This window comes from Streptomyces sp. NPDC093094 (genome assembly GCF_044754345.1).
GTDB lineage: Bacteria > Actinomycetota > Actinomycetes > Streptomycetales > Streptomycetaceae > Streptomyces.
Genome location: NZ_JBIVOX010000006.1, coordinates 501,760 through 527,252 on the forward strand (window position 1 = coordinate 501,760; position 25,493 = coordinate 527,252).

Genomic DNA, 25,493 nt, shown 5'->3' on the forward strand with positions numbered 1-25,493 from the left:
TGGGATCACCTGCGTACTCCATCGGTAGTAGGAGCCATTGAGTGCTCAGGGACGACGACGGGAACAGCGGAAGGGGGCAAGGTGTTGTTCATGGAAGCCGACCGTTCGCCGCGTGGGGCCGCACAGCCCCGCCTCGCGCAGAGGAGCAGCCGATGAGCGCCCTCGCGTTGTCCGTGCTGCTGTCGTTCGTGTCCGCCGTGGCGTACGCGGGCGGAGCGATCGTGCAGGAGCGTGTGGCGGAGACCTCCCCCGGCGAGCAGTACGCACCGCTGCGCCGGCCGGGCTGGTGGGCGGCGGTCGCGCTGAACGGCTTCGGCGGACTGCTCCATGTGGTGGCGCTGGCCTACGGCCCGCTCAGTCTCGTCCAGCCGCTCGGCGCCCTGACCATCGTGTTCGCCCTGCCCATGGCGGCGCTCTTCGTGGGCCGCAGGGCCGGCGCGACCGCCTGGCGCGGCGCGATCATGGCCACGGTGGGCCTCGCCGGACTGCTGTCCCTCGTCGGCGCGCCCGCGAGCCAGTCGCTCAGCGGGCCGCAGCGCGTCGGCATCTTCGTCGTCACCGGCGCCGTGGTCGCCGCGCTGATGGTGGCCGGCCGGGCCGCGCACCGGCATCCTGCGGTGCGCGCGATGATCCTCGCCACGGGCTCCGGTATCGCCTTCGGGATGTCCTCGGTGTTCACCAAGACCGTCGCGGTCGACTGGACCGGCGGTGTGACGGCGGCGGACGTGCCCTCGCTCGCCGCGATCGGTGTACTGGCGACCGCCGGGATGCTGCTGTCGCAGGCTTCCTACCGGGGCGCCGGACTCGCCGCGCCGCTGGCCACGCTGACCGTGGTGAACCCGGTGGTGGCGGCCGCGGTGGGCATCACGATGTTCGGCGAGACCTTCCGCTACGGCACGGCGGGCACCGTGCTCGCCCTGGGCTGCGGTGTGGTCGCCGCCGGCGGTCTGATCCTGCTGACCACCGAGCGCATCGCACGGACCGAGGGCGCCGCCGCGGCCCGGCCGGGACCGTCGGGCGGGCCGGCCGAGGCGGCCGGCCCAGGTGCCGCCGCGGTGCCCCGGGGGTCCGTCGTCGCACAGCGGACCGCCGCCGACGGGCCCGTGGCCGCGCCGACGGAGGACGCGTTCGTGCCGGTGGAGGACGTGCTGGTGGCGGTGCAGGACGTGTTCGCGGCGGCGCCGCTCACCGCGGGTGTCTCCGCCCGTGGCGCGGCCGCCGGACCCGACGACCGGCCGGCGGACGTCTCTCCCCGGCCCGCCGACGCCTTCGACGACCGGCGGGCCGGGGAGAGGGCCGTGGCACTCCTCCCCGCCTACGCCATGCCGTACGTGCCGCTGCCGGTGCTCGACCGGCACCGTGTGCGTGTCAAATCCTGACGCCGCCCGCTCGCAGATAGGCGAGCGGGTCGATGTCCGAGCCGAAGCCGGGCCCCGTCCGCACCTCGAAGTGCAGATGCGGGCCCGTGCTGTTGCCGGTGGACCCGGAACGTCCGATGCGCTGCCCCGCCCCCACGCTCTGCCCGGACCGCACGGCGATCGCCGACAGATGGGCGTACTGCGAGTAGCGGCCGTCCTCGTGCAGCAGCACCACCTGGTAGCCGAAGGACCCGGCCCACCCGGCGGTGACCACCCGGCCGGGCGCGACCGCCTTCACCGAGGTGCCGGTGGGCACGGGGAAGTCGACGCCGGTGTGGTAGCCCTTCGACCAGGACGATCCGGCCTTGTGGTACGGCGTGCCGGAGGGGGCGTCCACCGGGGCCACCAGGGCGGCGCCGCGGTTCCCGGTGCGTTCCGCGGACCTCGACGGCTTCCGCTCGGGCTCGGCCTCCGGGCGCTTCTTCTGCGGGGCGGGACGCCCGGTGCGGTGCCCGGCCGCGGTGCCGTCCAGGCTGAGCCGCTGGCCCGGCACGATCAGGTCCGGGTCGGCGCCGATGACGGAGCGGTTGGCGTCGTACAGGCCCCGCCAGCCGCCGCGTACGTCCTCGCGGTCGGCGATCCGCGACAGGCTGTCGCCGCGGACGACGGTGTACATCTCCGCCCGGCCCGCCCGGGACTGCGGCGTGGTCTGCGGCTGCACGTCGCGCACCTCGCGCGCGGTGCTCCTGGCCGCCTTCTTCTCGCCGCCGGGGCGGACGTCGGGGCGTTCGCCGCCCCGTTCGAGACCGGCCCGCTGCGAGCACACCGGCCAGGCCCCGGGTCCCTGCCCGTCGAGGACCTTCTCGGCGATCGCGATCTGTTCCTGCCGCGTCGCGAGGTCGGCGCGGGGCGCGTAGGCGGTGCCGCCGTACGCCTCCCAGGTGGACTGGGTGAACTGGAGGCCGCCGTAGTAGCCGTTGCCGGTGTTGATGTTCCAGTCGTTGGTGGACTCGCACGCGGCGACCTTCTCCCAGGTCTCCACGTCGGCAGCCTGGGCCGCACCTGCGCCGACGAGCGGGAGAGCCATACCGGCACCGCCCGCCGTGACGGTGAGTGAGGCTCGGTTGATCATGTTCGGCTGATACCGGCGGTGCCGGCCGCGTACGGCCATGAAGTGCCCCCTCGACAAGCGTCAGGAGGGCCAAAAGTAAAGGTGGCTAACAGGCCATGACAAGACGGCAATCGGCCTCACGGTCACTTTAAGTGGCCGGGATGCACCCCTCGTTGACGAGGTCCGGCGCGCTTTCGCTGAGGATCATGCGCCTCGTGTACGTACTGAGCTCCGAGAGTCGGACGTGCGCCTGGCGTACCGGCACGCCAGGATGGCCCGGGGGGCGATACTGACGGCCACACGCCCGGCACGGTCCGTTCCAGCGACCAGCACAGCCACCGGATCTTCTAGGAGCAGGCGGAATGAGCACTTCAGCCCAGATCGGCGTCACAGGACTCGCGGTCATGGGCCGCAACCTCGCCCGCAATTTCGCGCGCAACGGCTACACGGTGGCCGTGCACAACCGGACGGCGGCGCGCACCCACGCGCTCGTCGAGGAGTTCGGGAGCGAGGGCGAGTTCATCGCGGCCGAGACGGCCAAGGAGTTCGTGGCCGCACTGGAGCGGCCGCGCCGCCTCGTCATCATGGTGAAGGCGGGCGATCCCACCGACGCGGTGATCCGGGAGTTCGCGCCGCTCCTGGAGCCCGGCGACATGATCATCGACGGCGGCAACGCGCACTTCGCGGACACCAGGCGCCGTGAACGCGACCTGCGTGAGCAGGGCATCCACTTCGTCGGCATGGGCGTCTCCGGCGGCGAGGAGGGCGCGCTGAACGGGCCGAGCATCATGCCCGGCGGGCCCGTGGAGTCCTACGACTCGCTCGGCCCGATGCTGGAGAAGATCTCCGCGAAGGCCGCCGACGGGGCGCCGTGCGTCACGCACGTCGGTCCGGACGGCGCCGGGCACTTCGTGAAGATGGTGCACAACGGCATCGAGTACGCCGACATGCAGCTGATCGGCGAGGCGTACCAGCTGCTGCGCGACGTCGCCGGGTACGAGCCCGCGCGGATCGCGGAGATCTTCCGGACCTGGAACACCGGCCGGCTGGACTCCTACCTGATCGAGATCACGGCCGAGGTGCTGTCGCACGTGGACGCCGCGACCGGCAGGCCGTTCGTGGACGTCGTGGTGGACCAGGCCGAGCAGAAGGGCACGGGCCGCTGGACCGTGCAGATCGCGCTCGACCTCGGGGTCCCGGTGTCCGGCATCGCCGAGGCGGTCTTCGCGCGCTCGCTGTCCGGGCACGCGGCCCTGCGGGAGGCGTCCCGCGGGCTGGCCGGACCGAAGGCGTCGCCGCTCGGCGAGGCGGAGGCCGCCGCCTTCGCGGACCGGGTCGAGCAGGCGCTGTACGCCTCGAAGATCGTGTCGTACACGCAGGGGTTCCACGAGATCACCGCGGGCAGCGACGAGTACGGCTGGGACATCGACCTGGGCAGGGTCGCGTCGATCTGGCGGGGCGGCTGCATCATCCGCGCGGCGTTCCTGGACCGGATCCGCGCCGCGTACGACGCCCGCGCCGATCTGCCGAGCCTGCTGTCCGACGAGACGTTCGCCCGTGAGATCGCCGACGCGCAGGACGACTGGCGCGAGGTGGTCGTCGCCGCGACGCGGCAGGGCGTGCCGACGCCCGGCTTCTCCGCGGCGCTGGCCTACTACGACGGGCTGCGGGCCGAGCGGCTGCCCGCGGCGCTGACGCAGGGACAGCGGGACTTCTTCGGGGCGCACACGTACCGGAGGGTGGACCGGGACGGGTCGTTCCACACGCTGTGGGGCGGGGACCGGGCGGAGGTGTCCGCCTAGCGCTCCGCGGAGTTCGGCGGCCGAGCGGGCGCGGGCCGTCCGCGGCCCGTCCGCGGCCCGGGGCTGCGCGGCCCGGGGTGCGGTCGCCCGCACCCCTTGCGGGACCTGCCCTCCTGCCACCGCCGGATGTCCGCCCGACCTTCCGGGGGCATCCGGCGGCCGAGCGGGCGCGGGCCGGTCCCGGGCGTGTCGCGCAATTCCCCGCGCCCCTTCCGGAGCGTGCCCCCTCAGGAGAGCGGCGGGCCCGGCTCCGGGTTCGGTACGGGTTCCGGTCCCGGCGGGATCGGGGACGGGTCCGGGTCCGGGACGGGTCCCGGGGGCGGCGGTGCCGGCACGGGCCCCGGGCCGGGGTCCGGGGGCGTCGGCTCAGGGCCGGGACCGGGGCCGGGGACCGGAGGTACGGGCGGCGGTCCCGGCGGCGCGGGCGGCGGCTGGACCGGGTCCGGGTGGGGCTCGGGGCCGGGCGTGGGACCCGGCGGCACGGGGTCGGGATACGGGTCGGTCATGGTGTCCTCCGGCACGACGTGGACATGGCCTGTGGACTACTCCCCGGTTACCCGCGGTCGCAGCGGTCAGTCACCCGGGCGCACCACAGGGGCGGGCACCGGCCGTGTGCGCCGGTGCCCGCCCCTGTGCGGTCCTCGTGGGTCAGACCGTGACGGCCTGGGGGCTGCGCCGCTGGTCCGAGCCCGGCACCGGCTCGCCCGGGTCCGCGCCGAGGGCGACGATCCGGTTGCCGGCGTCCACGTGCACCACGCTCGGCTTCAGCTCCCGCGCCTCGGCATCGGTGACCTGGGCGTAGCTGATGATGATCACCAGGTCCCCGGGGTGCACCAGATGGGCGGCGGCGCCGTTGATCCCGATCACGCCGGACCCGCGCTCGCCCTCGATGACGTAGGTCTCCAGGCGGGCGCCGTTGGTGATGTCGACGATGTGCACGAGCTCGCCCGGCAGCAGGTCCGCCGCGTCGAGCAGCTCGGCGTCGATGGTCACCGATCCCACGTAGTGCAGGTCGGCCTGGGTGACGGTGGCTCGATGGATCTTCGACTTGAACATGGTACGCAGCATGAAGAAACTCCCGAGATGTTTGCTCCCTGCCCGCTTCTACAGGTCAAGGGCGATCTTCGGAGCCTACAACGGTTCGCATGCCCGGTCAGCGGTCCGCAGGTGTCGCAGAACTCACGCCGGCCCATTGCTGACTTTCCTGACGCGTCGGCGGGACAGCTGAGCCGGGCCGTCGCCGTCCTCGTCCGCACACGCCCTGCTGCCTGAGCGAGCTCGCCGGCCTCCTCGGTCCTTCCTCGCTCCTGCCAAACGAAGGAGAGGAGCGGGGTGGGGAACCAGTGCCCTTCGCAGGCGGACGCGGTCCGCTCCACCGGACCGAGGGCCGGTGTGCCGCCGGGATCCGCGACGCCGGAGAAGGCGACGGTGGGGACGGCGACGGTGGGGACGGTGACGGTGGGGACGGTGATGCCAAGCGTGTCGGCGAGATACGAGCCGTAGCGGCAGGACGGCCGGTCCTCAGCGGTTCTCGTACGGGCAGCCATGGGTCTCACCGTCGCGGGGGCCGGTGCCGGGGGGCGGCCGGGGAGGTGGTCCGTCCGGTGCGGCCTCCGGGCGGGTCGTCCTGTCCGGAACTGCCGTTCCGGTGTCCCTGGGGCGCGGCCCGGGACGGCCCGGGCGGCGGTACGAGCCCGAAGTGGGCCCAGGCGGCGGGCATCGCGACCCGCCCCCGGGGCGTCCGGGCCAGCAGCCCCTCCCGGACCAGGAACGGCTCGGCGACCTCCTCCACCGTCTCCCGCTCCTCCCCCACGGCGACCGCGAGGGTGGACAGGCCGACCGGTCCGCCACCGAACAGCTTCAGCAGGGCGTGCAGCACGGCCCGGTCCAAGCGGTCCAGGCCACGAGCGTCGACCTCGTAGACCCCCAGGGCCGCGGACGCGATCCGGCGGGTGACCGCTCCGTCCGCGGTGACCTCGGCGTAGTCCCGCACCCGGCGCAGCAGCCGGTTGGCGATGCGGGGCGTGCCGCGGGAGCGGCCGGCGATCTCGGCGGCGCCCGCGGGCTCGACCTCCACCTCCAGCAGCCGGGCGGAGCGGTGGATGACGCGCTCCAGTTCGGCCGGGTCGTAGAACTCCATGTGGGCGGTGAAGCCGAAGCGGTCGCGCAGCGGCGGGAGCAGCAGGCCGGCCCGGACGGTGGCGCCGACGAGGGTGAACGGCGGCAGCTCGAGGGACATGGCGGTCGCGTCGAGGCCGGTGCCGACGACGATGTCGACGCGGAAGTCCTCCATCGCCAGGTAGAGCATCTCCTCGGCGGGCCGGGACATCCGGTGGATCTCGTCGAGGAAGAGGACCTCGCCCCCGGTGAGCGAGGCCAGGACCGCCGCCAGGTCCCCGGGGCGCTGGATGGCGGGGCCGGAGGTGATGCGCAGCGGGGCTCCCATCTCCGCGGCGATGATCATCGCCAGGGTGGTCTTGCCGAGCCCCGGGGCACCGGAGAGCAGCACGTGGTCGGCGGTGACGCTCCGCTGCCGCGCGGCCCTGAGGACGAGGTCGAGCTGCTCGCGGACCCGTACCTGGCCGATGAACCCGTCCAGGTCCTTGGGGCGCAACGCCGCCTCGGTGACCCGGTCCTCGCCGTCGGCGGCGGCCGCGACCGGCCGGTGGACCGGCTCCGCCGCAGTGGGCCTGCCGACGGCGGTCCTGCCCGGGGCCGGCGTCTCGTCCCGGGGCGTGGCGGCGCCGGGGAGCACGGTGCCGCCCCGGTTCACCGGCGTTCGCCCCGCGCCGGGGTGAGGGAGCGGCCGGCTGGTCTTCACGGCCCGGCCGGGGTGCCGTCGAGGAGGACGCGGGAGGCCGGAGCGCTCGGGGCCGACGAGGCCGGCCCGGTGGGGCGCCGGCCGGCCGCGGCCGGGTCGAACGGCACGGTGCCGGGTGCGGCCACTCGGTTCGCCGTGTCCGCCCGGTGCTCCGCCGCCGGGGCCTCCGGCTTCGCCGCGATGCACAGTTTCTCCCTGGTCTTCTTCTCGATCTCGTCGGCGAGGTCGGGGTTGTCCTTGAGGAAGTTGCGGGCGTTCTCCTTGCCCTGGCCGAGCCGGTCGCCCTCGTACGTGTACCAGGCGCCGGACTTGCGGACGATGCCTTGCTGGACGCCCAGGTCGATCAGCTCGCCCTCGCGGCTGATGCCCCGGCCGTAGAGGATGTCGAACTCGGCCTGCCTGAACGGCGGGGCGACCTTGTTCTTGGCCACCTTGACGCGGGTGCGGTTGCCCACCGGCTCGGTGCCGTCCTTGAGGGTCTCGATCCGGCGGATGTCGAGGCGGACCGAGGAGTAGAACTTCAGGGCGCGGCCACCGGTCGTGGTCTCCGGCGAGCCGAAGATCACGCCGATCTTCTCGCGGAGCTGGTTGATGAAGATCATCGTGGTTCCGGAGTGGCCCAGCGCGCCGGCGGTCTTCCGGAGGGCCTGGCTCATCAGCCGGGCCTGCAGGCCGACGTGCGGGTCGCCCATCTCGCCCTCGATCTCCGCGCGCGGGACGAGCGCGGCGACGGAGTCGATGACGATGAGGCCCAGGGCACCGGAGTGGATGAGGGTGTCGGCGATCTGCAGGGCCTGTTCGCCGTTGTCCGGCTGGCAGACCAGCAGGGCGTCGGTGTCGACGCCGAGCCGCTTGGCGTACTCGAGGTCGAGGCCGTACTCGGCGTCGATGAACGCCGCGATCCTGCCTGCCTTCTGCGCGTTGGCCATGGCGTGCAGGGCCAGGGTCGTCTTGCCGGAGGACTCCGGGCCGTAGATCTCCACCACGCGGCCGCGCGGCAGGCCGCCGACGCCGAGGGCGAGATCCAGGGCGATCGAGCCGGTGGGGATGACCTCGACGGGGGCCTCCGGCTCGTCCCCCAGGCGCATCACCGAGCCCGTGCCGAACCGTTTTTCGATCTGGGCGAGGGCGAGCTCGAGCGCTTCCTCGCGGTCCTGTTCCTTCATGGGGTCCGCCTCGGATGGGTGCGGTGTGCGGTCGCGGCCGGCGCACGGGTGCGCCGGCCCGTCAGAAGGGCTCCGCCTCCTCGCGGGGGGCACGTCGTCCGGCCTCGGCGGGGACCGGCCACTCGCCGCCGTCGGGTCGGGTGAACGGGTCCTCGGCGGGAGGACGGGGGCCGCCGCGGGAACCGGCGGGGACACCGGTGTGCGGGGGTTTGGCGATCGTCACGGCGGTGAACCGCAGCGACGGGCCGATCTCGTCGGCCTCCAGCTCGATGACGGTCCGCCTCTCGCCCTCCCGGGTCTCGTACGTCCGCTGGCGCAGCCGCCCCTGGACGATGACGCGGGTGCCGCGGGTCAGGGACTCGGCGGCGTGCTCCGCCTCCTTCCGCCAGACCGAGCAGCGCAGGAACAGCGTCTCGGCGTCCCGCCATTCGTTGCTCTGCCGGTCGAAGGTGCGGGGCGTGGACGCGACGGTGAAGTGCGCGACCGTGTCGCCGGACGGGGTGAGGCGCAGCTCGGGGTCGTCGGTCAGGTTGCCGACGACGGTGATGACGGTTTCACCGACCATGGCGGTTTTCCTCTCGTGCGGCGGGTGGTTCCTCACCCGTGCCGGTTCGAGTTCGACGGGCGGCCCCGTACCGGTGGTGACGGTGCCCGGAGGGGAGGCTGCGTTGCTCCGGCCAGGTGTGAGGGATGAGCTGGGCGGCGCGGGTCTCCGGGGGAGTCGCGGTGGCGAGGGGTGGCAGGGCTCCGGTACGCGGCTTTTCCGGAGTCGGGGCGATCACCGGGTTCACCTCGTTTCCCCCTCCTGTCTCGGCCCGGGCTCGGCGAGCCCGGCTGCGAGGAGCCGTGCCTGGTGGGCAGGGGCCCTCCTCAGCGGGATTCCGAGCCGGGGGACGGTGCAGGGACGGCCTGCGGCGGCCCCGCACCAGGGACAGGGCACGCGGAGGGACCGGACACGCGCGTCGCGCTTCGAGCCGGTGAGGTGGGAGGGCGGACTGCCCGGGGCGGCGGGTGCGCGCCGAACTCGCTGTCCTGAGGCGATCGCGGTCACCAGCGAGAGGAGTTCCGCACGATAACGGCGCGGGTCGTCGGGGTCGCTGTCCGGGAGCGGCAGCGGGTTGCGGGCGAGCCGCTCCTCCCGGATCGCCCGCACCTCGGCGCGGATGTCGGCGGCGGCGATGTCGGACCGCTGCCTGCCCAGCCGGATCACGGCCGCCCGTACATCGGCGACGTCCAGGTCGGCGAGCAGCAGGTGCCAGGCGTCCGTCGTGGTGTCTTCCAGGTGCATCGACGGGCACATCGCCGCGACCAGGGCGACGAGCTGGGCCGTCTCGGCTGGCAGCATGCGCTCTTCCCTTCCGCGGGGGGACGTCCCGGCTGACGCCGGTGCGCCGCTTCCCGCCGCATCCGCCGGCTGCTGGTACACGTACAGGACGGCCCCGCAGGCGCACCGCAGCCGTTTGTCGTCCTCGAACGTCCAGCGGCCGCAATCGAGGTGACCGGTCTGGGAGACCAGGAACCACACCATGTCGAGCGTGTCCCGGTCGGGGTGGGCGACGACAGCGGTCATGGATCCTCGCCACTTTCGAGGGGGAGCAGGCGGCGCAGGTCGAGCGTGCCGATGTGCAGGGCGCGGGCGATCCGTTCCCGCCCTCCGGGCAGGGGGCGCAGGCTGAACGACCGCGGTTCGGAGGCCGACAGCACACCCAGCCCCGGGATCGTCTCGCCGGTGCACGGGTCGGCGACCGGCTCGAGGCAGGTCAGCCGGGCGAGAAATTGCCGCTGCCAGCTGGGGCGCACCCGGACCAGCGTCTCCACCTCGCCGGGGTGGTTCTCGGCCACCCAGGCGGTGAACGCCTTCTCGTCGGCGACCACGACCGTCGGTCTGGGGTCGACGAGGGTGAGGGTGGCGACCGGTGTGTCGTCCGGCAGGGTCACCCGGACCGACTTCAGGTTCAGCTCGGCGCGGGCCGCGAGCAGCTCCTCGAGGACCTCGTGGCGCTCGGTCCGGTACTCGGCGTCGACGGCGTCGCGCAGCACCCGGAGCACGGCGACCCGTGTGGCGTGCTCCTTGAGGCTCATGCGGACTTGTCCTTCCGCTCGGTCCCGTTCTCCCGCCTGGTCCCGGACCCGGACTCGACGTCCTCGGCGACCCTGTTCCTCGCCGCCGCGGTGCCGTGGCGCACTATCAGCTGGCCGAGCGTGCGGGTCTCCCCGGTGTCGTCCAGGACGGCGGCGCCGAGCAGGTTGTGCCGGCGGGCCTTCTCGTACAGATCGCGCAGTTCCTCGTGGCCGGCGCCCGGCGCGGTGGCCGCCGTGACGTAGTCGGAAACGGAGGGGACGGGCTTGCCGGCCTCCAGCCAGTCGAGGACGGCCTCGGCGAACTCCGGGCCCGGCCTGTGGAGCACCGTCCCGGACAGCGGCTTCGCCCGGGACTTGGAGATCACCAGAGTGTTCTCGTGGTCGAGATCGCCGACGATGTCGAATTCGTACTCGATGCCCTCCCGCTGCTCGGGCTTGAGCCCGATCTTGCGCGGCACCTTGCGGCCGCGCTCGTCGGCCTCCACGACGTATTCGGTCTTGGTGCGCATGGTGACGATGAGGTGACCGGGGTAGGCGAGCAGGGCATCGACCATCGCCCGCTCCTGGGGGCGGGCCTCCTTCCAGCCGGCGAAGCTGCCGCCCGCCCCGAGGCGCTTGGCCGCGTTGTCGACCTGCTCCAGCATCCCGCCGGTGCCGGACCAGAAGTGACTCAGGGAATCGACGATCATGACGTCGTAGTCCTCGTGGGCGGCCACCGCGAGCGCGTCGACGAGGGTGGTGGGCTGGAACGTCGTGAGCGGGAGGGTGTCGAAGGCGAACTCGTCGGCGTACTTGGCGGCGCTGCCGTGCTCGGTGTCGATCAGGGCGACCCGCTCGCCGAGCCCGGCGGCGGTGACCAGGGCGGTGTAGGTCTTGCCCGACCCGGTGGGACCGGCGAGCGCGATGCGGGCCTTGGCCTGTTCCTTGGTGGCGGTGGTGAAGGTGAGGTTCACGCCGTTCTCCTGGCGTCTGCGACGGCGGTTCCGGGTGGGCCTGGCCGGCAGGGGACGCGGTCCTCGTCCGGCAGGACGTGCCCCCGTGCGGCCGTCGCTCGGATCGAATATGTATTCGAATTGCTGTCTGCACTCACACTAGGCGCCCCAGAAGCGACAATCCACCTTTTTTCGCAAGAAAAACATAGAAAAGAGTGAAATGTCGGTAGCGAGGCGTATAATGCCCCCGCACTCGTGCGGGTGTCGGACGCCTCCGGTCTCAGCCGGCGTCAGCGGCCGGGCGTTCGCCCTCCCCCGCGGCCGGGTCCGTGGTGACGGCCAGGGGACAAGGCGGCGGGGTGCCGCCCCAGGCCGGGCACAGCGCCCGATGGGGGCATCAGTCGCACGGCCGGCTCGGGCTCGGGAGCAGGTCGCCCGTCCGCGTCGCCCGCCCGATCGCGTCCCACAGCGCCACGCCTTGCGCTCCACGGCCCGCAGATCAGCCTCCGCCGGGTCGTAAGTGAGCACGTCCCCGCTGCCCAGGTGGACCAGCCGCGGGCTGCGCGGCACGGTGCCACGCAGCCGCCACAGCACCAGGGCGTAGAACTTCAGCTGGAACAGCGCGTCCGCCGCGTACTCGGGCGGGGGCGCCCGGCCGGTCTTGTGGTCGACGCGAGACGGTGCAGCTGTGCACTCGGGCGCCTCCTCGACCTCGCCGCAGGACATGAGCAGGTACACGATCGGGCCCGATGCTGACCGTTTGCTGACCCGCACGCCGCCATCAAGGCTCTGGCCTGCGGAAACACCTGGACGCCAGATCTTCGACCTGAACACGGCACGCAGTATCCGGCACTCCCCGGATTCGCTCCCTGCCTGCCTTTGTGCAGGTCAAGGGCTATTTCCTCAGCCTGCTGAATCAGCCCGCGCGGGCGCACCGAGCTCCCTGTCACGTGCTGTGCGGCGCCCCGGCGGAGCAGGGCCGCGGCCGCCGTCAGGCCAGGGCGCCGGGGTCCTTCTCGATCACCGTGCGCAGGGCCTGTGAGGTGCGGTCGATGTGCTGGGCGAGCAGGTCGGCCGCGCGATCGGCGTCCCGGCTCAGCACGGCGTCCACCAGACGCTGGTGCTCGCCCGCCACATCGCGGTCGACGTCCTGTCCGACGGGCCGCGACCAGCGCCGGTACAGCGTGGCCTCGTCCCTCAGGCCCGCGGCGACGGCCAGCAGGCGGGCGTTGCCGCACGCCTCCAGAAGCGTCTCGTGGAACCGCTCGTGGACGGCGAACCATTCGCCGCTCAGGGTGCCGTCCGGCAGCACGGCCGGGACGCCGGAGAGGTGGTGGTGGGCGGCGACGACGGCCGCCTCCCACTGGATGTCGCCGCGCGCGACGGCCCGGCGCAGGACCATCGTCTCGATCTCGATCCGCGCCTCGGTGAGTTCGTCGAGGTCCCGCAGCGACACGGAGACCACACGGAAGCCCTGCTGAGGGGCGGCGACGACGAGTCCCTGCTCCGACAGCCGGGTGAGGGCCTCGCGCACCACCGACTGGCTGACCGAATGGCGCTGGGCCAGCTCCACCAGGCGCAGCCGCTGCCCGGGCATGAGGGCTCCCTGGAGGATGTCCTCCCGGATCTGCGCGTAGACGATGCCGCCTCTAGTCGCCTTCTCACCAGCCATGGCACCACACCGTAGCAGCGAAACGCCAGCTCAGAGCAATAACGCCAATCAGGCAGAACATCGAGATCATGACGCCGAGTATCACGCTGTCGAGCGCCAGACTCATTGATTATCGTTAATCTCTTGCTTTACCGAGATCCCGGAGCGAGACTGCTGGGACAGACAGACATCCCCACGGCACGGAGGGGCTTCATGCGCCTGGCACACATCGACGGACGACTGGTCGTCCGGGGCCCCGAGGGCTTCGTCGACGCGGAGGAGGCGAGCCGGGGACGGTTCGGGCCCGACGCCCAGACGGCACTGGCCGACTGGGACGCCTTCTCGTCCTGGGCACGGGAGTTCCTGGCGTCGCCGGAAGCGGCCGGGGCCCCGGTCGTGACCCCCGGCGACGACGCGGTGTGGGGGCCTCCGGTCCCCCGGCCCGCCCAGATCTTCGCGGTCGGCCTGAACTACCGCGACCACATCGCGGAGTCGAAGCTGAGCGTGCCGGCCGAACCGGCCGTCTTCACCAAGTTCCGCACGTCCCTGACCGGCCACGAGTCGGCCGTCGTGCTGCCCGACGGACTGGTCGACTGGGAGGCGGAACTGGTCGTCGTCATCGGCCGCCACTGCCACCGCGCCACCCGTGGGACGGCGTGGTCCCACGTGGCCGGGCTGACCGTCGGGCAGGACCTCTCCGAGCGGCGCCTGCAGCTGACCGGCCCGGCGCCGCAGTTCTCCCTCGGCAAGTCCTACCCGGGCTTCGCCCCGCTCGGCCCCGAACTCGTCAGCACCGACGAGTTCGCGGACCCCGACGACCTGGAGCTGGGCTGCCGGCTCGAAGGCGGCGAGGTGCTGCAGAAGAGCCGTACCTCCGAGATGGTCTTCGACGTCCCGGAACTGATCACCCGCCTGTCGGCCGTGTGCCCCCTGCTCCCCGGTGACCTGATCTTCACCGGCACCCCGGCCGGCGTCGGCGGCGCCCGCACCCCGCAGAAGTTCCTCGCCCCCGGGGACGTGCTCCTCACCTGGATCGAGGGCATCGGCACCCTGCGCAGCCCGATGCTCGCCGCCTCCTGACCCCGCTCCGCCCCTCACGCCGTACCCGAAGAGAGCCGCAACCATGTCACTGCACCGACTGACCCAGATCGTCATGGGCGTGCCGAACGTCGAGCAGACGGCCGCCTACTACACCGACTTCGGCCTCACGCCCTCGGACGACTCCCCCGGCGCCGCCGTGCAGGGGCCCGCCGCGGCGTTCACGACCGTCGACGGCGGCGAGCAGCTGCGCATCGTGCACTCCCCGTACCGCCGCCTGGTCGAACTGGGCGTGGGCGCCGACGACCCCGACGACCTCGACCGGGTCGCCGCCTCCCTCGCCGGGCTCGACGTGCCGGTCCTGCGCGCCGCCGGCAGCGTGTCCGCGGTCGACCCGGGCACCGGGGTCCTCGTCCGGGTGGAGCTCGCCCCGCGTCTGCGGCAGACTCCCGCCCCGGCCGCCCCGTACAACGCGCCGGGCGTCGACGCCCGGCTGCACGCGCGCGCTCCGGGCATCCTGCGCGAAGGACCGGTCAGGCCGCGCAAGCTCGGCCATGTCGTCCTGGGCTCGACCGACCAGGAGAGCTCCGAGCGCTTCTTCCGGCAGGGCATCGGCTTCAAGGTCAGCGACACCGTCAAGGGCCTGGCCGCGTTCATGCGCTGCTCCACCGACCACCACAACGTCCTCGTGCAGCAGGCGCCCGTGGCCTTCCTGCACCACACCTCCTGGCAGGTCGAGGACGTCGACGAGATCGGCCGCGGCGCCACCGCCATGCTGGAGAAGGACCCCGGCCGGCACACCTGGGGGCTGGGCCGCCACCACATCGGCTCCAACTTCTTCTGGTACCTCAAGGACCCGGCCGGCAACTTCTCCGAGTACTACTCCGACATCGACTGCATCGTCGACGACGCCCTGTGGAAGGTCAGCGACTTCGACGACGCCAAGGCCCTCTACTCCTGGGGCCCGCCCCCGCCGCCGTCCTTCCTCGCCCCCGACGACCTGGCGGCCCTGATGACCGGCGCCCACACCGCGGCCGAGTGAGGACGGCCGCCATGTACCAGCACCCCCGCGGTCCGGGCCGCGGCGACGTCCCCGGAGGTCCCCGATGAGCACGGCACAGCAGGACACGGCCGCCGAGCCGATCTGGCGGCCCGACCCGTCCGAGGCGGCGGCCTCGCACCTCGCGCGGTTCGTCGACCTCGTCGCCCGGCGCACCGGCGTCGTCCACCCCGACTACGAGTCCCTGTGGACCTGGTCGGTCGAGGACCTGCCCGGCTTCTGGACGGCCGTCGCCGCGTTCTTCGACATCCGGCTCGGCGGCACCTGGGAGCAGGTCCTCGACGACGCCCCGATGCCGGCCACCCGGTGGTTCCCCGGCGCCCGGCTGAACTACGCCGAGCACGCGCTGCGTTCCGGCGACCCCGACGGCACCGCGGTGATCTCGGTCGACGAGGACGGCACCACCACGTACACCGGCCGGGACGAACTGCGCCGGCAGGTCGGCGCGCTGGCCGCCTGGCTGCGCGGCCGGGGTGTGACGGCCGGCGACCGGGTGGTGGGGTACCTGCCCGACACCCTCCACTCGGTGGTCGCGTTCCTGGCCTCGGCCAGCATCGGCGCCGTGTGGTCGGCCTGCGGCCAGGACTACGGCGCCGACGGTGCCGCGAACCGCTTCGCCCAGCTCGAACCGGTCGTGCTGTTCGCCGCCGACGGCTACCGGTGGAACGGGCACCGGCACGACCGCCGTGCCGAGGCCGCCGCACTGCGGGAGGCGCTGCCGTCCGTCCGCGTCACCGTGCGGATCCCCGTCCTCGGCCTGCCCGACGACGCGGATGACGGCACGGGCGGCACGGGCGGCACGGGCGGCACGGGCGGCACGGGCGGCACGGGCGGCGACGCGGTGCGCTGGGAGGACGCGCTCGCCGAGCCCGCGGAGTGCGTCTTCGCGCATGTGCCCTTCGACGCGCCGCTGTGGGTGCTGTACTCCTCCGGCACCACCGGGACCCCCAAGGGCATCGTGCACGGCCACGGCGGGGTCCTGCTGGACCACCACAAACTCCTCGGTCTGCACCTCGGCCTCGGCCCCGGCGACCGCTTCTGCTGGTACACCACCACCAACTGGATGATGTGGAACATGGTCGTCTCCGGCCTGCTGGTCGGCACGACGATCGTGCTCTACGACGGAAGCCCCTCCCATCCGGGTCCGCAACGCCTGTGGGAGCTGGCCGCCGAGCACCGCACCTCCGTCCTCGGCGTCTCCCCCGGCTACCTCCAGGCGTCCGCGAAGGCCGGCCTCGAACCCGGACGGGATCTCGACCTGTCGGCGCTGCGCGTCCTCGGCTGCACCGGCGCGCCGCTGCCCGCCCGGTCGTACCACTGGGTCCACGAGCATGTCGGCCCGCGCGTCCAGGTCGGCTCCACCAGCGGCGGCACCGACATCGTCAGCGGTTTCGCCGGGAGCACCCCCCTCACCGCGGTGTGGCCCGGGGAGATCTCCGCCCCGCTCCTGGGCGTCGCGCTCCAGGCGTTCGACGCGCACGGAGAGCCCGTGACCGACGAGGTCGGCGAGCTGGTGGTCACCCGGCCGATGCCCTCGATGCCGCTGTACTTCTGGAACGACGCGGACGGCAGCCGCTACCGGGACGCCTACTTCGGCGCGTTCCCCGGTGTCTGGCGGCACGGCGACTGGATGACCCGCACCTCGCACGGCAGCGTCGTCGTCTCCGGGCGCTCCGACTCCACCCTCAACCGGCACGGCGTACGGCTGGGCAGCGCCGACATCTACGCCGTCGTCGACGAGCTGCCCGGCATCCGCGAGAGTCTCGTCATCGGCGCCGAACTCCCCGACGGCGGTTACTGGATGCCGCTGTTCGTCGTCCTGGAGCCCGGACACGGACTCACCGACGAGCTGCGGGACGGCATCGCGGCCGCGATCCGCACCCACGCCTCGCCGCGGCACGTCCCCGACACCGTCATCGAGGTGCCGGCCCTGCCGCACACCCGTACCGGCAAGAAGCTGGAGGTCCCCGTCAAGCGTCTGCTCCAGGGCGCCGGCCTCGACCAGGTCGCGGGCCGCGAGGCGGTCGACGACATCGCCGCGCTGGAGTACTTCACCCGCTTCGCGCCCTCCTCCCCCGGCGGCGTGACGCACCGCTCCCCCTGAACACCGGTCCCGGGTACGGCGGTTCGGGCGGACACGCAGAACCGCACACTCTGCCGGCCGGGCACCCGAGGGTGTGCCCGGCCCCTCGCCCCCGCCGTCCCCGGGCCCGGTCGGTGTGCGGCGCTGTCTCCTGTCCGCTCCGCAGCGCCGCACACCCCTCTCCCGCACTCCCGCGTTTCTCCCGCACTGCCCGCACTCCCCGCGTTTCTCCCGCACTGCCCGCACTCCCCGCGTTTCTCCCGCACTGCCCGCGTTCCCCGCGTTTCTCCCGCACTGCCCGCGTTCCCCGTGCTCCGGCACCGCGGAACCCCTCGCGGCAGACAGCCGCCCGCACCGTGAACCACCGAGGAAGAGATGCCCGACTTCGACCTGTACCGCCCGTCCGAGGAGCACGACATGCTCCGCGCCGCCGTCCAGCTCCTCGGCGGCTACGGCTGCACCCACGACCACCCCGTCGAGCGCATGATGCGCGACGCCAAGATCACCCAGATCTACGAAGGCACCAACCAGGTCCAGCGCATCGTCATGGCCCGCAACCTGCCCGGCGTCGCGGGAGCGGCCCGGTGAACGCGGCACGCGGCGGAAACATCGAGCGCGTCGGGGTCGTGGGCTGCGGGCTCATGGGCTCGGGCATCGCCGAGGTGTGCGCGCGGGCCGGGCTCGACACCCTCGTCCACGAGGTCGACCTGCCGGCCCTGGAGGCCGGCCGGCGCAGGATCGAGCACTCCCTCGGCCGCGCCGCCGAGCGGGGCAGGATCACCGCCGCCGAACGCGAGCAGGCCCTCTGCCGCATCAGCTACACCACCGACCTGGCGGACTTCGCCGACCGCGATCTGGCCGTCGAGGCGATCCCGGAGATCGAGCAGCTGAAACTCCGGGTGTTCGCGGCGCTGGACGAGGCGATGGCCAAGCCGGAGGCGCTGCTCGCCTCCAACACCTCGTCCATCCCCGTCATGAAGCTCGCGGCGGCCACCGGACGTCCCGGCCGGGTCATGGGGGTGCACTTCTTCAACCCCGTGCCCGTCCTCGACCTCGTGGAGCTCGTGCCGTGCCTGACCACGGACGACACCGCGTGGGAGAGGATGCACGCCTTCGTCACCACCGGGCTGGGCCGGCAGGTGATCACCTCGCAGGACCGCGCCGGCTTCGTCGTCAACGCCCTGCTGATCCCCTATCTGCTGTCGGCCGTCCGCATGTTCGAGTCGGGGTTCGCCACCGCGGACGACATCGACAAGGGCATGGTGCGCGGCTGCGCCCACCCCATGGGACCCCTCGCCCTCGCCGACCACATCGGCCTCGACACGACCCTGGCCGTCGCGCAGTCCCTGTACGCCGAGTTCAAGGAACCGCTGTACGCCCCGCCTCCTCTGCTCTCCCGGATGGTCGAGGCCGGACACCTCGGCCGCAAGTCCGGCCGGGGTTTCCACTCCTACGCCTCCCCGCCGGCCGCGAAGCCGGCGTGACGACCGCGCGGCGACCGGTCGCCCGGCCGGCCGACGCCCCGGTTCCCCGGCCCGGGCGTCTCCGGTTCACCGGCCCCGGTCCTCCTCGGCACCGGCTTCACCCGGTTCCCCGTCGGGCTTCCCGGCCGGGGCGCCGGCGCTCCGCCGTGGGGCGGCCGGGCTCCAGCAGACCGAGCAGTTCCTCGGCCATGGGCCATTCCCCGTGTCCCGAGGCCGGGTTCAGATGGCCGACCGCGCCGAGCTCCACGAGGCGGCTGCCCCAGTCGCGGGCCAGCCCGGCGACGCGGTCCGGGGCGCCCAGCGGGTCGTCGGCGCTGGCGGCGACGATGCTGGGGAAGGGCAGCGGTCCGCGGGGCACGGGCGTCCAGCCGTTCAGGGCGAGTTCGGCGGGGGTGGGGTAGCCGGGCGGCAGCGGTGTCCCGAAGTCCGGCGGCGTGGCGAGGAGCGCGCCGCGCACCTCGGCACGACGGCGCGCGGCCCAGTGCACGGTGACGAGGACGCCTGCGCTGTGGGCGACCAGCAGGACCGGTCCGTCCACGGCGGCCAGCGTCGCGGCCAGCCGCGCGACCCGGACGTCCAGCGCGAGCCGTTCACCCGTCACCGGGGGGACGGTGCGGACGGCGCGGCCCGCCCCGGTGAGCCGTTCGGCCAGACGGGTCTGCCAGTGGTCCGGGACGTGGTCGCGCAGCCCGGGGACGATGACGACGGTGGGCTCGGCGGTGGGGCTCATGAGGCGATCTCCGTGGGCTGCCGGGGCTCCGCCGTCCCGGCCGGGACGGCGGCGAGGCGGAGGAGGTCGCCTTCGTACCGGCGTCGGCCGATCAGGAAGGCCACCGTGGCCGCGAGCGCGACGAGGGGAACGACCCGCAGGGCGCCGAGCAGGCCGAGGCGGTCCGCGAGCGCGCCCGTGACCGCGGGGCCCGGGGCCAGCCCGAGCAGGCTGTTGGCGAGGGTCAGGGTGGCGAACGCGGTCGCGGCGACGGCGGCGGGCGTCAGGTTCGCCACCATGGCCGCCGCGGGTCCCGCGGAACCGGCGGACAGCAGACAGCCGAGGCCCAGTGCCACCAGCTGAGCGGGGCCGGTGGGCAGTTGGAAGGCGGCGGTCAGCAGGAGCAGTGAGCCGAGGCTGCAGCCGATGGCGACGGCCCACTTGCGACTGGAGGCGGTGGTGCTGACGCGGTCCGAGACGAGACCGCCGAGGATCATTCCCAGGCCGATGATCAGCGCGAAGGCACCCGCGGCCCCGCCGGCCTCGGCGGACTCCATGTGGTAATAGCGGTCGAAGAAGCTGGGCAGCCACGCCAGGAGCGAGCCCGCGATGAACAGTTGGAGTCCGCTGCCGATGTAGGCACCGACGACGGAGACGGAGGAGAACAGCCGGGGCAGCAGGACGCGCAGCTTTTCGGGCGCTCCGCCTTCCGCCTCGCCGGCGGCGGGCCCTTCGCCCGGTGCCAGCCTGCTCTCCTTGACGACGACGCCGTACACCGCGGCGAGCACCAGGCCGAAGATCCCCATCACGGCGAACGCCCAGCGCCAGCCGGCCGCCTGGGCCACGGCGCCGCCGATGACGACGCCGAGCACCGAGCCGAAGGCGCCGCCCGCGATGAAGGCGCCGGAGAGGGTGGCCCGCAGGGTGACCGGGAAGACGCTGAGGACCACGGCGATCCCGACGCTGCCGTACGCCGCCTCGCCGATGCCGACGAAGAGCCGGCCGACGAACATCTGGCCGTAGCCGGCCGACAGGGCGCATCCGAGGGTGGCCACACTCCACAGGGTGGCGGCGAGCAGCAGACTGCGCACCCTTCCCCACCGGTCGGCCATCAGGGACATGGGGAAGGTGAGCACGCCGACCGTGAGGGCCACGACACCGCTGAGCGACCCGAGGGCGGCGTCGGAGAGCAGCCAGTCGGCCTTCAGCATGGGGAAGACGGCGTTGAGCACCTGGCGGGACATGTAGTCGGAGAGCAGCAGGCCGAAGCTGAGGGCGAAGACCGTCCAGGCATAGCCTCTGGGGACGGGCCAGACCGACGCGGTCGGGACCGTGCGCTGCGCAGTGGTGTGAAACTCCATTGTCATCACCTCGACTGCTGGGGAAGGGGGGCAGGTCAGAACGGTCTGTCGCCGACGATCCCGGCGCGCTCCATCTTGCGGACGGCGGGCCAGTAGTCCTGGACGGCGTAGTGCTGCGTGGAGCGGTTGTCCCAGACGGCCACGCTGCCGGGGGTCCAGCGCCAGCGCACCTGGTACTCGGGGATCGCGGCCTGGCTGATCAGATAGGTGAGCAGCCGGCTCGCGCCCGGCGCGTAGTCCTGGCCGAAACGCACGTTCTCGGGCGTGTGGTAGTTGACGAAGTGCGTCGTGAACGCGTTGACGAAGAGGATCTTCTCGTCGGTCTCCGGGTGGGTGCGCACGACGGGGTGCTCCGCGTCGGGGAAACGTTCCTTCAGGGCGTGGCGCTGCTCCTGCGGCATGACGGCGCCGAAGGTGGCCTCGATGCTGTGCCGGGCGCGCAGCCCCTCGATGCGGGCCTTGACGTCCTCGGGAAGCCGGCGGTACGCCTCCGCCATGTCGACCCAGATCGTGTCGCCGCCGACCGGGGGTGACTCGACGCAGCGCAGCACGGCGCCCATCGAGGGGTTCTCCCGCCAGGTGCCGTCCGTGTGCAGGGCGTTCTCGTAGTGCTCCGGGGGGCTGTCCAGGTCCTTGTAGATCCGGACCAGTCCGGGGTGGTCGGGGTCGCTGCCGGCGACGGGGTGGTCCTCCAGCGGACCGAAGCGCGACGCGAACGCGACATGGTCGGCGCGTGAGAGGTCCTGGTCGCGCAGGAAGAGAACCTTGTACCGCAGCAGCAGGCTCTTGATCTCGGCGAACAGGTCGTCGTCACGGGCCGCGTCGGCGAGGCTCACGCCGCGCAGTTCGGCTCCGAGGGCACAGGTCAGCGGTTCGACGTCGATCGGGGTGCGCCGCGCTCCGGTGCGCGGGGCGGACGAGAGGGTGTCGGTCATGAGTGCTCACTCCATGGAATGGGGGTGGAGGGTGCGGTGCTCACCGTTCTTGCGGGCCGTGCATGTCGTGCCGGTCTCCGCGCGGCTCGGCACGGGTCTCCGCGCGGCTCGGCACGGGTCTCCGCGTGGCTCACAGGGTGAAGACGGAGGACCCGGTCGTCCGTCCGGCTTCCAGGTCGCGGTGGGCCCGGGCGGCGTCGTCGAGCTTGTAGCGCTGGTTGATCTCGACGGCGATGCGTCCCGAGGAGACGTGGCCGAACAGCTCTCCTGCCAGGGCGCCCCGTTCGGCGGGATCGGCGATGTAGTCCGCGAGGGCGGGCCGCGTGACGAACAGCGAGCCGCGGACCGCGAGTTGCATGGCGTCGATCGGCGGCACGGGGCCGGAGGCGGTGCCGAAGCAGACCAGCAGGCCGCGGCGGGCCAGCGAGGCCAGGGAACCGGCGAAGGTGTCCTTGCCGACGCTGTCCAGGACCAGCGGCACACCGGCGCCGTCGGTCAGTTCCCGCACCCGCTCGGCCACGTCCTCCTGGCGGTAGCGGATGACGTGCTCGCATCCGTGTGCGCGGGCCAGCTCCGCCTTCTCCTCGCTGGAGACCGTTCCGATCACACGGATGCCGAGCAGCGCGGCCCACTGGGAGACGATCAGGCCCACGCCGCCGGCGGCCGCGTGCAGCAGGATCGTGTCCCCCTCCCGCAGCGGGTGGATCCTGCGCAGGAGGTAGGCCGCCGTCAGGCCGCGCATGGTCGTCGCGGCCGCCGTCTCGCAGCTGATCTCCCGGGGCAGCCGGATCAGGTGCGAGGCGTCCATGACCCGTTCGGTGCTGTACGCGCCGAGGGGGCTCCCGGTGTACGTCACCCGGTCCCCGGCGGCGACGTGGGTGACGCCCTCACCGACCGCCTCCACCACGCCGGCGGCCTCGACGCCGATGCCGTCGGGCAGCCGGACCGGGTAGAGCCCGGTGCGGAAGTAGGTGTCGGCGAAGTTGAGGCCGACGGCCTCGTGGCGGATGCGCACCTGGCCGGGGCCGGGGTCGCCGACGGACACCTCCTCCCAGGTGAGGACGTCGGGGCCACCGGTTTCGTAGAAGCGGACGGCATGTGCCACAGGGAGCTCCCGCGGGGTTCGTGGGGTGGGGACGGGGGGCTGGGGACGGGGGGCTGGGGACGGGGGTCGGCTCAGGCCCGGACGTCGCGCAGCATGAAGCCGCGCTGTCCGGGGCGGCGGTTGGGCACCATGCCGAGCCGGGCGAGGGTCTCGTCGGCGTCGGCGTAGTACTCGCCGATCCGGTAGATCCGCTTGGCGTCGGCGCCGGTGGCGATGTCCCGGCCGAGGGCCTCGGAGATCTTCACCATCTGCTCGATCTGGGCCACCGACGACATGCGCTCGCCCTTGGCGCCCCACAGGTTGTCCTCGTTGCCGACGCGCACATGCTGGCCGAGGGCGATGGCGACGGCGTTCATCGGGGCCACGGCACGCATGGAGCTCTCGATCGTCAGCACGGCGCCGTCCGGCACGCGGCGGATGAACTCGACCAGGTCGGCGGGGTGCCGGCCGGCGAAACCGCCGCCGATGGCCACGTAGTTGAGGATCAGCGGGCCGGTGTAGATCCCCGCGCGGATCAGCCGCTCCACGGTCTCCAGCTGGGCCAGGTGGGCGAGCTGGAAGTGCGGCTGGATGCCGCCTGCGTGCAGGCGCCTGAGGTGCTCCAGGTAGAAGTCGGGACCGGCCTCGACGACCATGTCGCGGTAGGCCCGGTAGTAGTCGGGCTTCGCGATGGACGTGCCCTCCAGGTCGTCGTCGTTCATGATCTCGACGATGTTCATCTGGCTGGTGTTGATCGCGATCGTCACCTGGTCCGGCGCGGGGGTGAGCTCGGCCAGCAGGTGGCGGGTGTCGTAGGCGAGCCACTTGGCGTCGCCGCCCTCGCCCTCGGGGGCGAAGGAGATGGAGCCGCCGATCTGGAGCACCATGTCCGGCACGGCCTCGCGCAGCCGCCCGAGCAGTTCGTTGAACATGGACATCCGCTTGGAGCCCTTGCCGTCGAGCTCACGCACATGGATGTGCAGCACCGTCGCGCCGGCGTTGTGGCAGTCGACGGCCGCCTGGACGTGCTCGTCCATGGTCAGGGGCAGGTCGTCCGCGTCCCCGGGCAGCCACTCGGGGCCGTACGGCGCGGCCTGGATCACCAGCTTCTCCTGGTTCTCCGGGAAGAGGGAGTCGTCGTGGAAGTGCACGGGTGCTTCTCCTTGGCGTCGGGGAGAGGGCGTCACGAGGCGGACGGCGGGCGGGCCGGCAGGGCCTGCGGCAGCGGTCGTCCGGGCCGGTGACGGCCGGGGACCGGGTGGCCGCGGGCCGGTCCGGAGGGAAAGCCCTCAGGAGAGTCGAAGGGTCTTCCCTCCGGAGTCCGGCCGCCTGCGCGGTGGTGCCAAGGTAGGGCGGGCCGCAGGTGCGTGCTTTGCCTGTGGTGACAGATGACTTGCCGATCGGGGACACCCCTGCGGGCGCGGGACACCGCCGGGCGCGGGACACCGCCGGGCGCGGGACACCGCCGGGCGCGGGACGGCGGCGCGGAACGGCGGCGCGGAACGGCGGCGCGGAACGGCGGCGCGGAACGGGGGCGCGGAACGGGGGCGCGGGAGGGCGGCGCGGGACGGGGGCGCCGTCGTCCCGTGCGCGTCCCGGGGGCTCAGCTCGCGCCCGGCGCCGCCGGTCCGGTCCGGCCCTTGCGCCACTCCCGCGGACCGGTGCCGAACTGTTCGTGGAACCAGCGGGAGAACGCGCTCAGCGACGAGAACCCCAGCAGGGTGGAGACCTCGGTCAGGGAACGGCTGGGATTGGCGACGAACTGCTCCGCGAGCGCTCTGCGCGTCGAGTTGAGCAGGGAGGAGAACGTCTCCCCGCACCGGGCCAGATGGCGGTGCACGGTGCGCCGGTCGACACCGAGACTGCGCGCGACCTGCTCGATGGAGCAGCGCCCGGTCGGCAGCAGCGCCTCGATCAGGTCGCGGACCCGGTCGGCCTCGGACGTCTCCCGGGTGGCCGCGACGGGCTCGAAGTACTGCCGGGTGTAGCTGCGCAGCTGCGCGTCGGCCATGGCGTTGGGGGCGTCCAGGTCCTCGGCGTAGAAGACGATGCCGTTGAAGTCGCGGTCGAACTCCACCACCGGCCCGAACAGCCGGCGGTGTCCGGCGGTGTCACGCGGCGCCCGGTGGGTGAAGCAGACCGACGACGGACGCCAGCGCGGGCCGAGGAAACCGCACAGCACCCGGTGGAAGGCGCCCACGGCGAGCTCCGTGCCCTGCCGGGCCGGCTGCGGCTCGCCGAGCCGGAGGTCGACCTTGAGCGTGGCCACCCCGTTGCCCTCCGAGAGCCGGGCGTGCAGGATCTCGTTGTATGTGTGCTGATGGCGGATCAGCAGGTCCAGCGCGCTGCGCACGTCCGGTTCCTCCCGCACGAGGAGGCTGATCGGCCCGAGGTTGGAGAAACGCCGCAGCTCCGCGAGGAGCAGCCCGAAGTCCTCGCGTCCGGAGCGGGCGGCCGACAGCTCCAGCAGGCCGACCACCGCCGTACCGGAGATCCACCGGTCCTGCACGGCGAGGTCGGCGGTGTCCAGACCGACGCTCCTCATCAGTGCCCGGGGATCCAGCCCGAGGGAACGGCTCAGCTCGATGTATCCGTTCAGCGCGGCGGTACGGGCGAGGGGCCTCATGGACACGCTCCAGGGGCGGTGGGTCCCCAGAAGCTAAGTTTCCCGTCCCTGTGCGTCAAGTACGGTGGCCGAGTGATGTGTGCCATCTCCGTTCGCCGCGGCACTGCGACGAACGGTTCGGCGGGGCCGCGCACCCTTCGGCCCGCGCCGGGACGGCTCCGTCAGGCGGCCACCGGTCCAGATCGTGGGG

Annotated in this window: 21 protein-coding genes and 2 pseudogenes; 7 read left to right on the plus strand and 16 right to left on the minus strand. The window is 72.9% G+C overall.

Features of this window, described 5'->3' with window-relative positions:
• Positions 1-152: 152 nt before the first annotated feature.
• Entirely contained in the window at positions 153-1,379 is a 1,227-nt protein-coding gene (locus ACIQGV_RS15870) for a DMT family transporter (protein WP_402494911.1), read from the plus strand.
• Here ACIQGV_RS15870 and ACIQGV_RS15875 read toward each other — a convergent pair.
• Positions 1,369-2,529, minus strand: a complete 1,161-nt coding sequence (locus ACIQGV_RS15875; RefSeq protein WP_402494913.1) for a transglycosylase family protein — start codon at positions 2,527-2,529, stop codon at positions 1,369-1,371. The genes ACIQGV_RS15870 and ACIQGV_RS15875 overlap by 11 nt on opposite strands.
• A gap of 302 nt (positions 2,530-2,831) precedes the next feature.
• Between ACIQGV_RS15875 and gndA the strand changes: the two genes are divergently transcribed.
• Entirely contained in the window at positions 2,832-4,271 is a 1,440-nt protein-coding gene (gene gndA, locus ACIQGV_RS15880) for an NADP-dependent phosphogluconate dehydrogenase (RefSeq protein WP_402494915.1), read from the plus strand.
• Positions 4,272-4,919: 648 nt separating this feature from the next.
• Here the strand turns inward: gndA and panD are convergent.
• From panD to ACIQGV_RS15925, 9 genes and pseudogenes are all read right to left on the minus strand, one after another.
• The gene (gene panD, locus ACIQGV_RS15885; protein ID WP_402494916.1) at positions 4,920-5,339 is read right to left on the minus strand and encodes an aspartate 1-decarboxylase; all 420 of its coding nucleotides are present in this window, start codon (positions 5,337-5,339) and stop codon (positions 4,920-4,922) included.
• 484 nt (positions 5,340-5,823) lie between these two features.
• Complete coding sequence (gene ruvB, locus ACIQGV_RS15890) at positions 5,824-7,044, minus strand: Holliday junction branch migration DNA helicase RuvB (RefSeq protein WP_402494918.1); 1,221 nt, start codon at positions 7,042-7,044, stop codon at positions 5,824-5,826.
• A 44-nt stretch (positions 7,045-7,088) separates the two neighbouring features.
• A complete protein-coding gene (gene recA / locus ACIQGV_RS15895) occupies positions 7,089-8,258 on the minus strand; it encodes a recombinase RecA (RefSeq protein ID WP_402494919.1) in 1,170 nt (389 codons plus the stop codon).
• A gap of 61 nt (positions 8,259-8,319) precedes the next feature.
• Complete coding sequence (locus tag ACIQGV_RS15900) at positions 8,320-8,823, minus strand: single-stranded DNA-binding protein (protein WP_402494920.1); 504 nt, start codon at positions 8,821-8,823, stop codon at positions 8,320-8,322.
• Positions 8,824-9,045: 222 nt separating this feature from the next.
• Positions 9,046-9,828 carry a hypothetical protein gene (locus ACIQGV_RS15905; protein ID WP_402494922.1) on the minus strand — a complete coding sequence of 261 codons (783 nt, stop codon included), beginning with the start codon at positions 9,826-9,828 and terminating at the stop codon, positions 9,046-9,048.
• Positions 9,825-10,340 carry a hypothetical protein gene (locus ACIQGV_RS15910; protein WP_402494923.1) on the minus strand — a complete coding sequence of 172 codons (516 nt, stop codon included), beginning with the start codon at positions 10,338-10,340 and terminating at the stop codon, positions 9,825-9,827. The genes ACIQGV_RS15905 and ACIQGV_RS15910 overlap by 4 nt, the downstream gene beginning before the upstream one ends.
• Entirely contained in the window at positions 10,337-11,293 is a 957-nt protein-coding gene (locus tag ACIQGV_RS15915; protein WP_402494924.1) for an ATP-binding protein, read from the minus strand. The genes ACIQGV_RS15910 and ACIQGV_RS15915 overlap by 4 nt, the downstream gene beginning before the upstream one ends.
• 259 nt (positions 11,294-11,552) lie before the next feature.
• Positions 11,553-11,944: pseudogene (locus ACIQGV_RS15920) on the minus strand (RecB family exonuclease); the annotation flags it as partial.
• 319 nt (positions 11,945-12,263) lie between these two features.
• The gene (locus ACIQGV_RS15925; protein ID WP_402494927.1) at positions 12,264-12,944 is read right to left on the minus strand and encodes a GntR family transcriptional regulator; all 681 of its coding nucleotides are present in this window, start codon (positions 12,942-12,944) and stop codon (positions 12,264-12,266) included.
• Between the two features lie 192 nt (positions 12,945-13,136).
• Between ACIQGV_RS15925 and ACIQGV_RS15930 the strand changes: the two genes are divergently transcribed.
• From ACIQGV_RS15930 to ACIQGV_RS15950, 5 genes and pseudogenes are all read left to right on the plus strand, one after another.
• A complete protein-coding gene (locus ACIQGV_RS15930; RefSeq protein ID WP_402494929.1) occupies positions 13,137-14,003 on the plus strand; it encodes a fumarylacetoacetate hydrolase family protein in 867 nt (288 codons plus the stop codon).
• 43 nt (positions 14,004-14,046) lie between these two features.
• Complete coding sequence (locus tag ACIQGV_RS15935; protein ID WP_402494931.1) at positions 14,047-15,003, plus strand: VOC family protein; 957 nt, start codon at positions 14,047-14,049, stop codon at positions 15,001-15,003.
• A 64-nt stretch (positions 15,004-15,067) separates the two neighbouring features.
• Positions 15,068-17,125 (plus strand): acetoacetate--CoA ligase, encoded by a 2,058-nt coding sequence (locus ACIQGV_RS15940; protein WP_402494933.1) that lies wholly within the window; start codon positions 15,068-15,070, stop codon positions 17,123-17,125.
• A 408-nt stretch (positions 17,126-17,533) separates the two neighbouring features.
• Positions 17,534-17,692: pseudogene (locus ACIQGV_RS15945) on the plus strand (acyl-CoA dehydrogenase family protein); the annotation flags it as partial.
• The gene (locus tag ACIQGV_RS15950) at positions 17,689-18,588 is read left to right on the plus strand and encodes a 3-hydroxybutyryl-CoA dehydrogenase (protein ID WP_402494936.1); all 900 of its coding nucleotides are present in this window, start codon (positions 17,689-17,691) and stop codon (positions 18,586-18,588) included. The pseudogene ACIQGV_RS15945 and the gene ACIQGV_RS15950, both read left to right, overlap by 4 nt.
• 97 nt (positions 18,589-18,685) lie before the next feature.
• Here the strand turns inward: ACIQGV_RS15950 and ACIQGV_RS15955 are convergent, their stop codons facing one another.
• The 6 genes from ACIQGV_RS15955 to ACIQGV_RS15980 form a co-directional block, all read right to left on the minus strand.
• On the minus strand, positions 18,686-19,318 hold the full coding sequence (locus ACIQGV_RS15955; protein ID WP_402494938.1) for an RBBP9/YdeN family alpha/beta hydrolase: 633 nt from the start codon (positions 19,316-19,318) through the stop codon (positions 18,686-18,688).
• Positions 19,315-20,658, minus strand: coding sequence for an MFS transporter (locus ACIQGV_RS15960; RefSeq protein ID WP_402494939.1), 1,344 nt, complete (start codon positions 20,656-20,658; stop codon positions 19,315-19,317). The genes ACIQGV_RS15955 and ACIQGV_RS15960 overlap by 4 nt, the downstream gene beginning before the upstream one ends.
• 35 nt (positions 20,659-20,693) lie before the next feature.
• On the minus strand, positions 20,694-21,593 hold the full coding sequence (locus tag ACIQGV_RS15965) for a TauD/TfdA dioxygenase family protein (RefSeq protein WP_402494941.1): 900 nt from the start codon (positions 21,591-21,593) through the stop codon (positions 20,694-20,696).
• A gap of 130 nt (positions 21,594-21,723) precedes the next feature.
• The gene (locus tag ACIQGV_RS15970) at positions 21,724-22,698 is read right to left on the minus strand and encodes a quinone oxidoreductase family protein (RefSeq protein WP_402494943.1); all 975 of its coding nucleotides are present in this window, start codon (positions 22,696-22,698) and stop codon (positions 21,724-21,726) included.
• 71 nt (positions 22,699-22,769) lie between these two features.
• Complete coding sequence (locus ACIQGV_RS15975; protein ID WP_402494945.1) at positions 22,770-23,828, minus strand: 3-keto-5-aminohexanoate cleavage protein; 1,059 nt, start codon at positions 23,826-23,828, stop codon at positions 22,770-22,772.
• A 452-nt stretch (positions 23,829-24,280) separates the two neighbouring features.
• On the minus strand, positions 24,281-25,303 hold the full coding sequence (locus ACIQGV_RS15980; protein ID WP_402494947.1) for an AraC family transcriptional regulator: 1,023 nt from the start codon (positions 25,301-25,303) through the stop codon (positions 24,281-24,283).
• Between the last annotated feature and the right edge of the window lie 190 nt (positions 25,304-25,493).

What these genes read in the sequence shown, in the direction of transcription:
- ACIQGV_RS15925 (WP_402494927.1), bottom strand. Translation starts at nt 12,944, where the DNA reads ATGGCTGGTGAGAAGGCGACTAGAGGCGGCATCGTCTACGCGCAGATC.
- ACIQGV_RS15905 (WP_402494922.1), bottom strand. Translation starts at nt 9,828, where the DNA reads ATGACCGCTGTCGTCGCCCACCCCGACCGGGACACGCTCGACATGGTG.
- ACIQGV_RS15940 (WP_402494933.1), top strand. Translation starts at nt 15,068, where the DNA reads ATGAGCACGGCACAGCAGGACACGGCCGCCGAGCCGATCTGGCGGCCC.
- ACIQGV_RS15935 (WP_402494931.1), top strand. Translation starts at nt 14,047, where the DNA reads ATGTCACTGCACCGACTGACCCAGATCGTCATGGGCGTGCCGAACGTC.
- ACIQGV_RS15900 (WP_402494920.1), bottom strand. Translation starts at nt 8,823, where the DNA reads ATGGTCGGTGAAACCGTCATCACCGTCGTCGGCAACCTGACCGACGAC.
- gndA (WP_402494915.1), top strand. Translation starts at nt 2,832, where the DNA reads ATGAGCACTTCAGCCCAGATCGGCGTCACAGGACTCGCGGTCATGGGC.
- ACIQGV_RS15955 (WP_402494938.1), bottom strand. Translation starts at nt 19,318, where the DNA reads ATGAGCCCCACCGCCGAGCCCACCGTCGTCATCGTCCCCGGGCTGCGC.
- ACIQGV_RS15930 (WP_402494929.1), top strand. Translation starts at nt 13,137, where the DNA reads ATGCGCCTGGCACACATCGACGGACGACTGGTCGTCCGGGGCCCCGAG.
- panD (WP_402494916.1), bottom strand. Translation starts at nt 5,339, where the DNA reads ATGCTGCGTACCATGTTCAAGTCGAAGATCCATCGAGCCACCGTCACC.
- ACIQGV_RS15870 (WP_402494911.1), top strand. Translation starts at nt 153, where the DNA reads ATGAGCGCCCTCGCGTTGTCCGTGCTGCTGTCGTTCGTGTCCGCCGTG.
- ACIQGV_RS15980 (WP_402494947.1), bottom strand. Translation starts at nt 25,303, where the DNA reads ATGAGGCCCCTCGCCCGTACCGCCGCGCTGAACGGATACATCGAGCTG.
- ACIQGV_RS15910 (WP_402494923.1), bottom strand. Translation starts at nt 10,340, where the DNA reads ATGAGCCTCAAGGAGCACGCCACACGGGTCGCCGTGCTCCGGGTGCTG.
- ACIQGV_RS15960 (WP_402494939.1), bottom strand. Translation starts at nt 20,658, where the DNA reads ATGGAGTTTCACACCACTGCGCAGCGCACGGTCCCGACCGCGTCGGTC.
- recA (WP_402494919.1), bottom strand. Translation starts at nt 8,258, where the DNA reads ATGAAGGAACAGGACCGCGAGGAAGCGCTCGAGCTCGCCCTCGCCCAG.
- ACIQGV_RS15965 (WP_402494941.1), bottom strand. Translation starts at nt 21,593, where the DNA reads ATGACCGACACCCTCTCGTCCGCCCCGCGCACCGGAGCGCGGCGCACC.
- ACIQGV_RS15875 (WP_402494913.1), bottom strand. Translation starts at nt 2,529, where the DNA reads ATGGCCGTACGCGGCCGGCACCGCCGGTATCAGCCGAACATGATCAAC.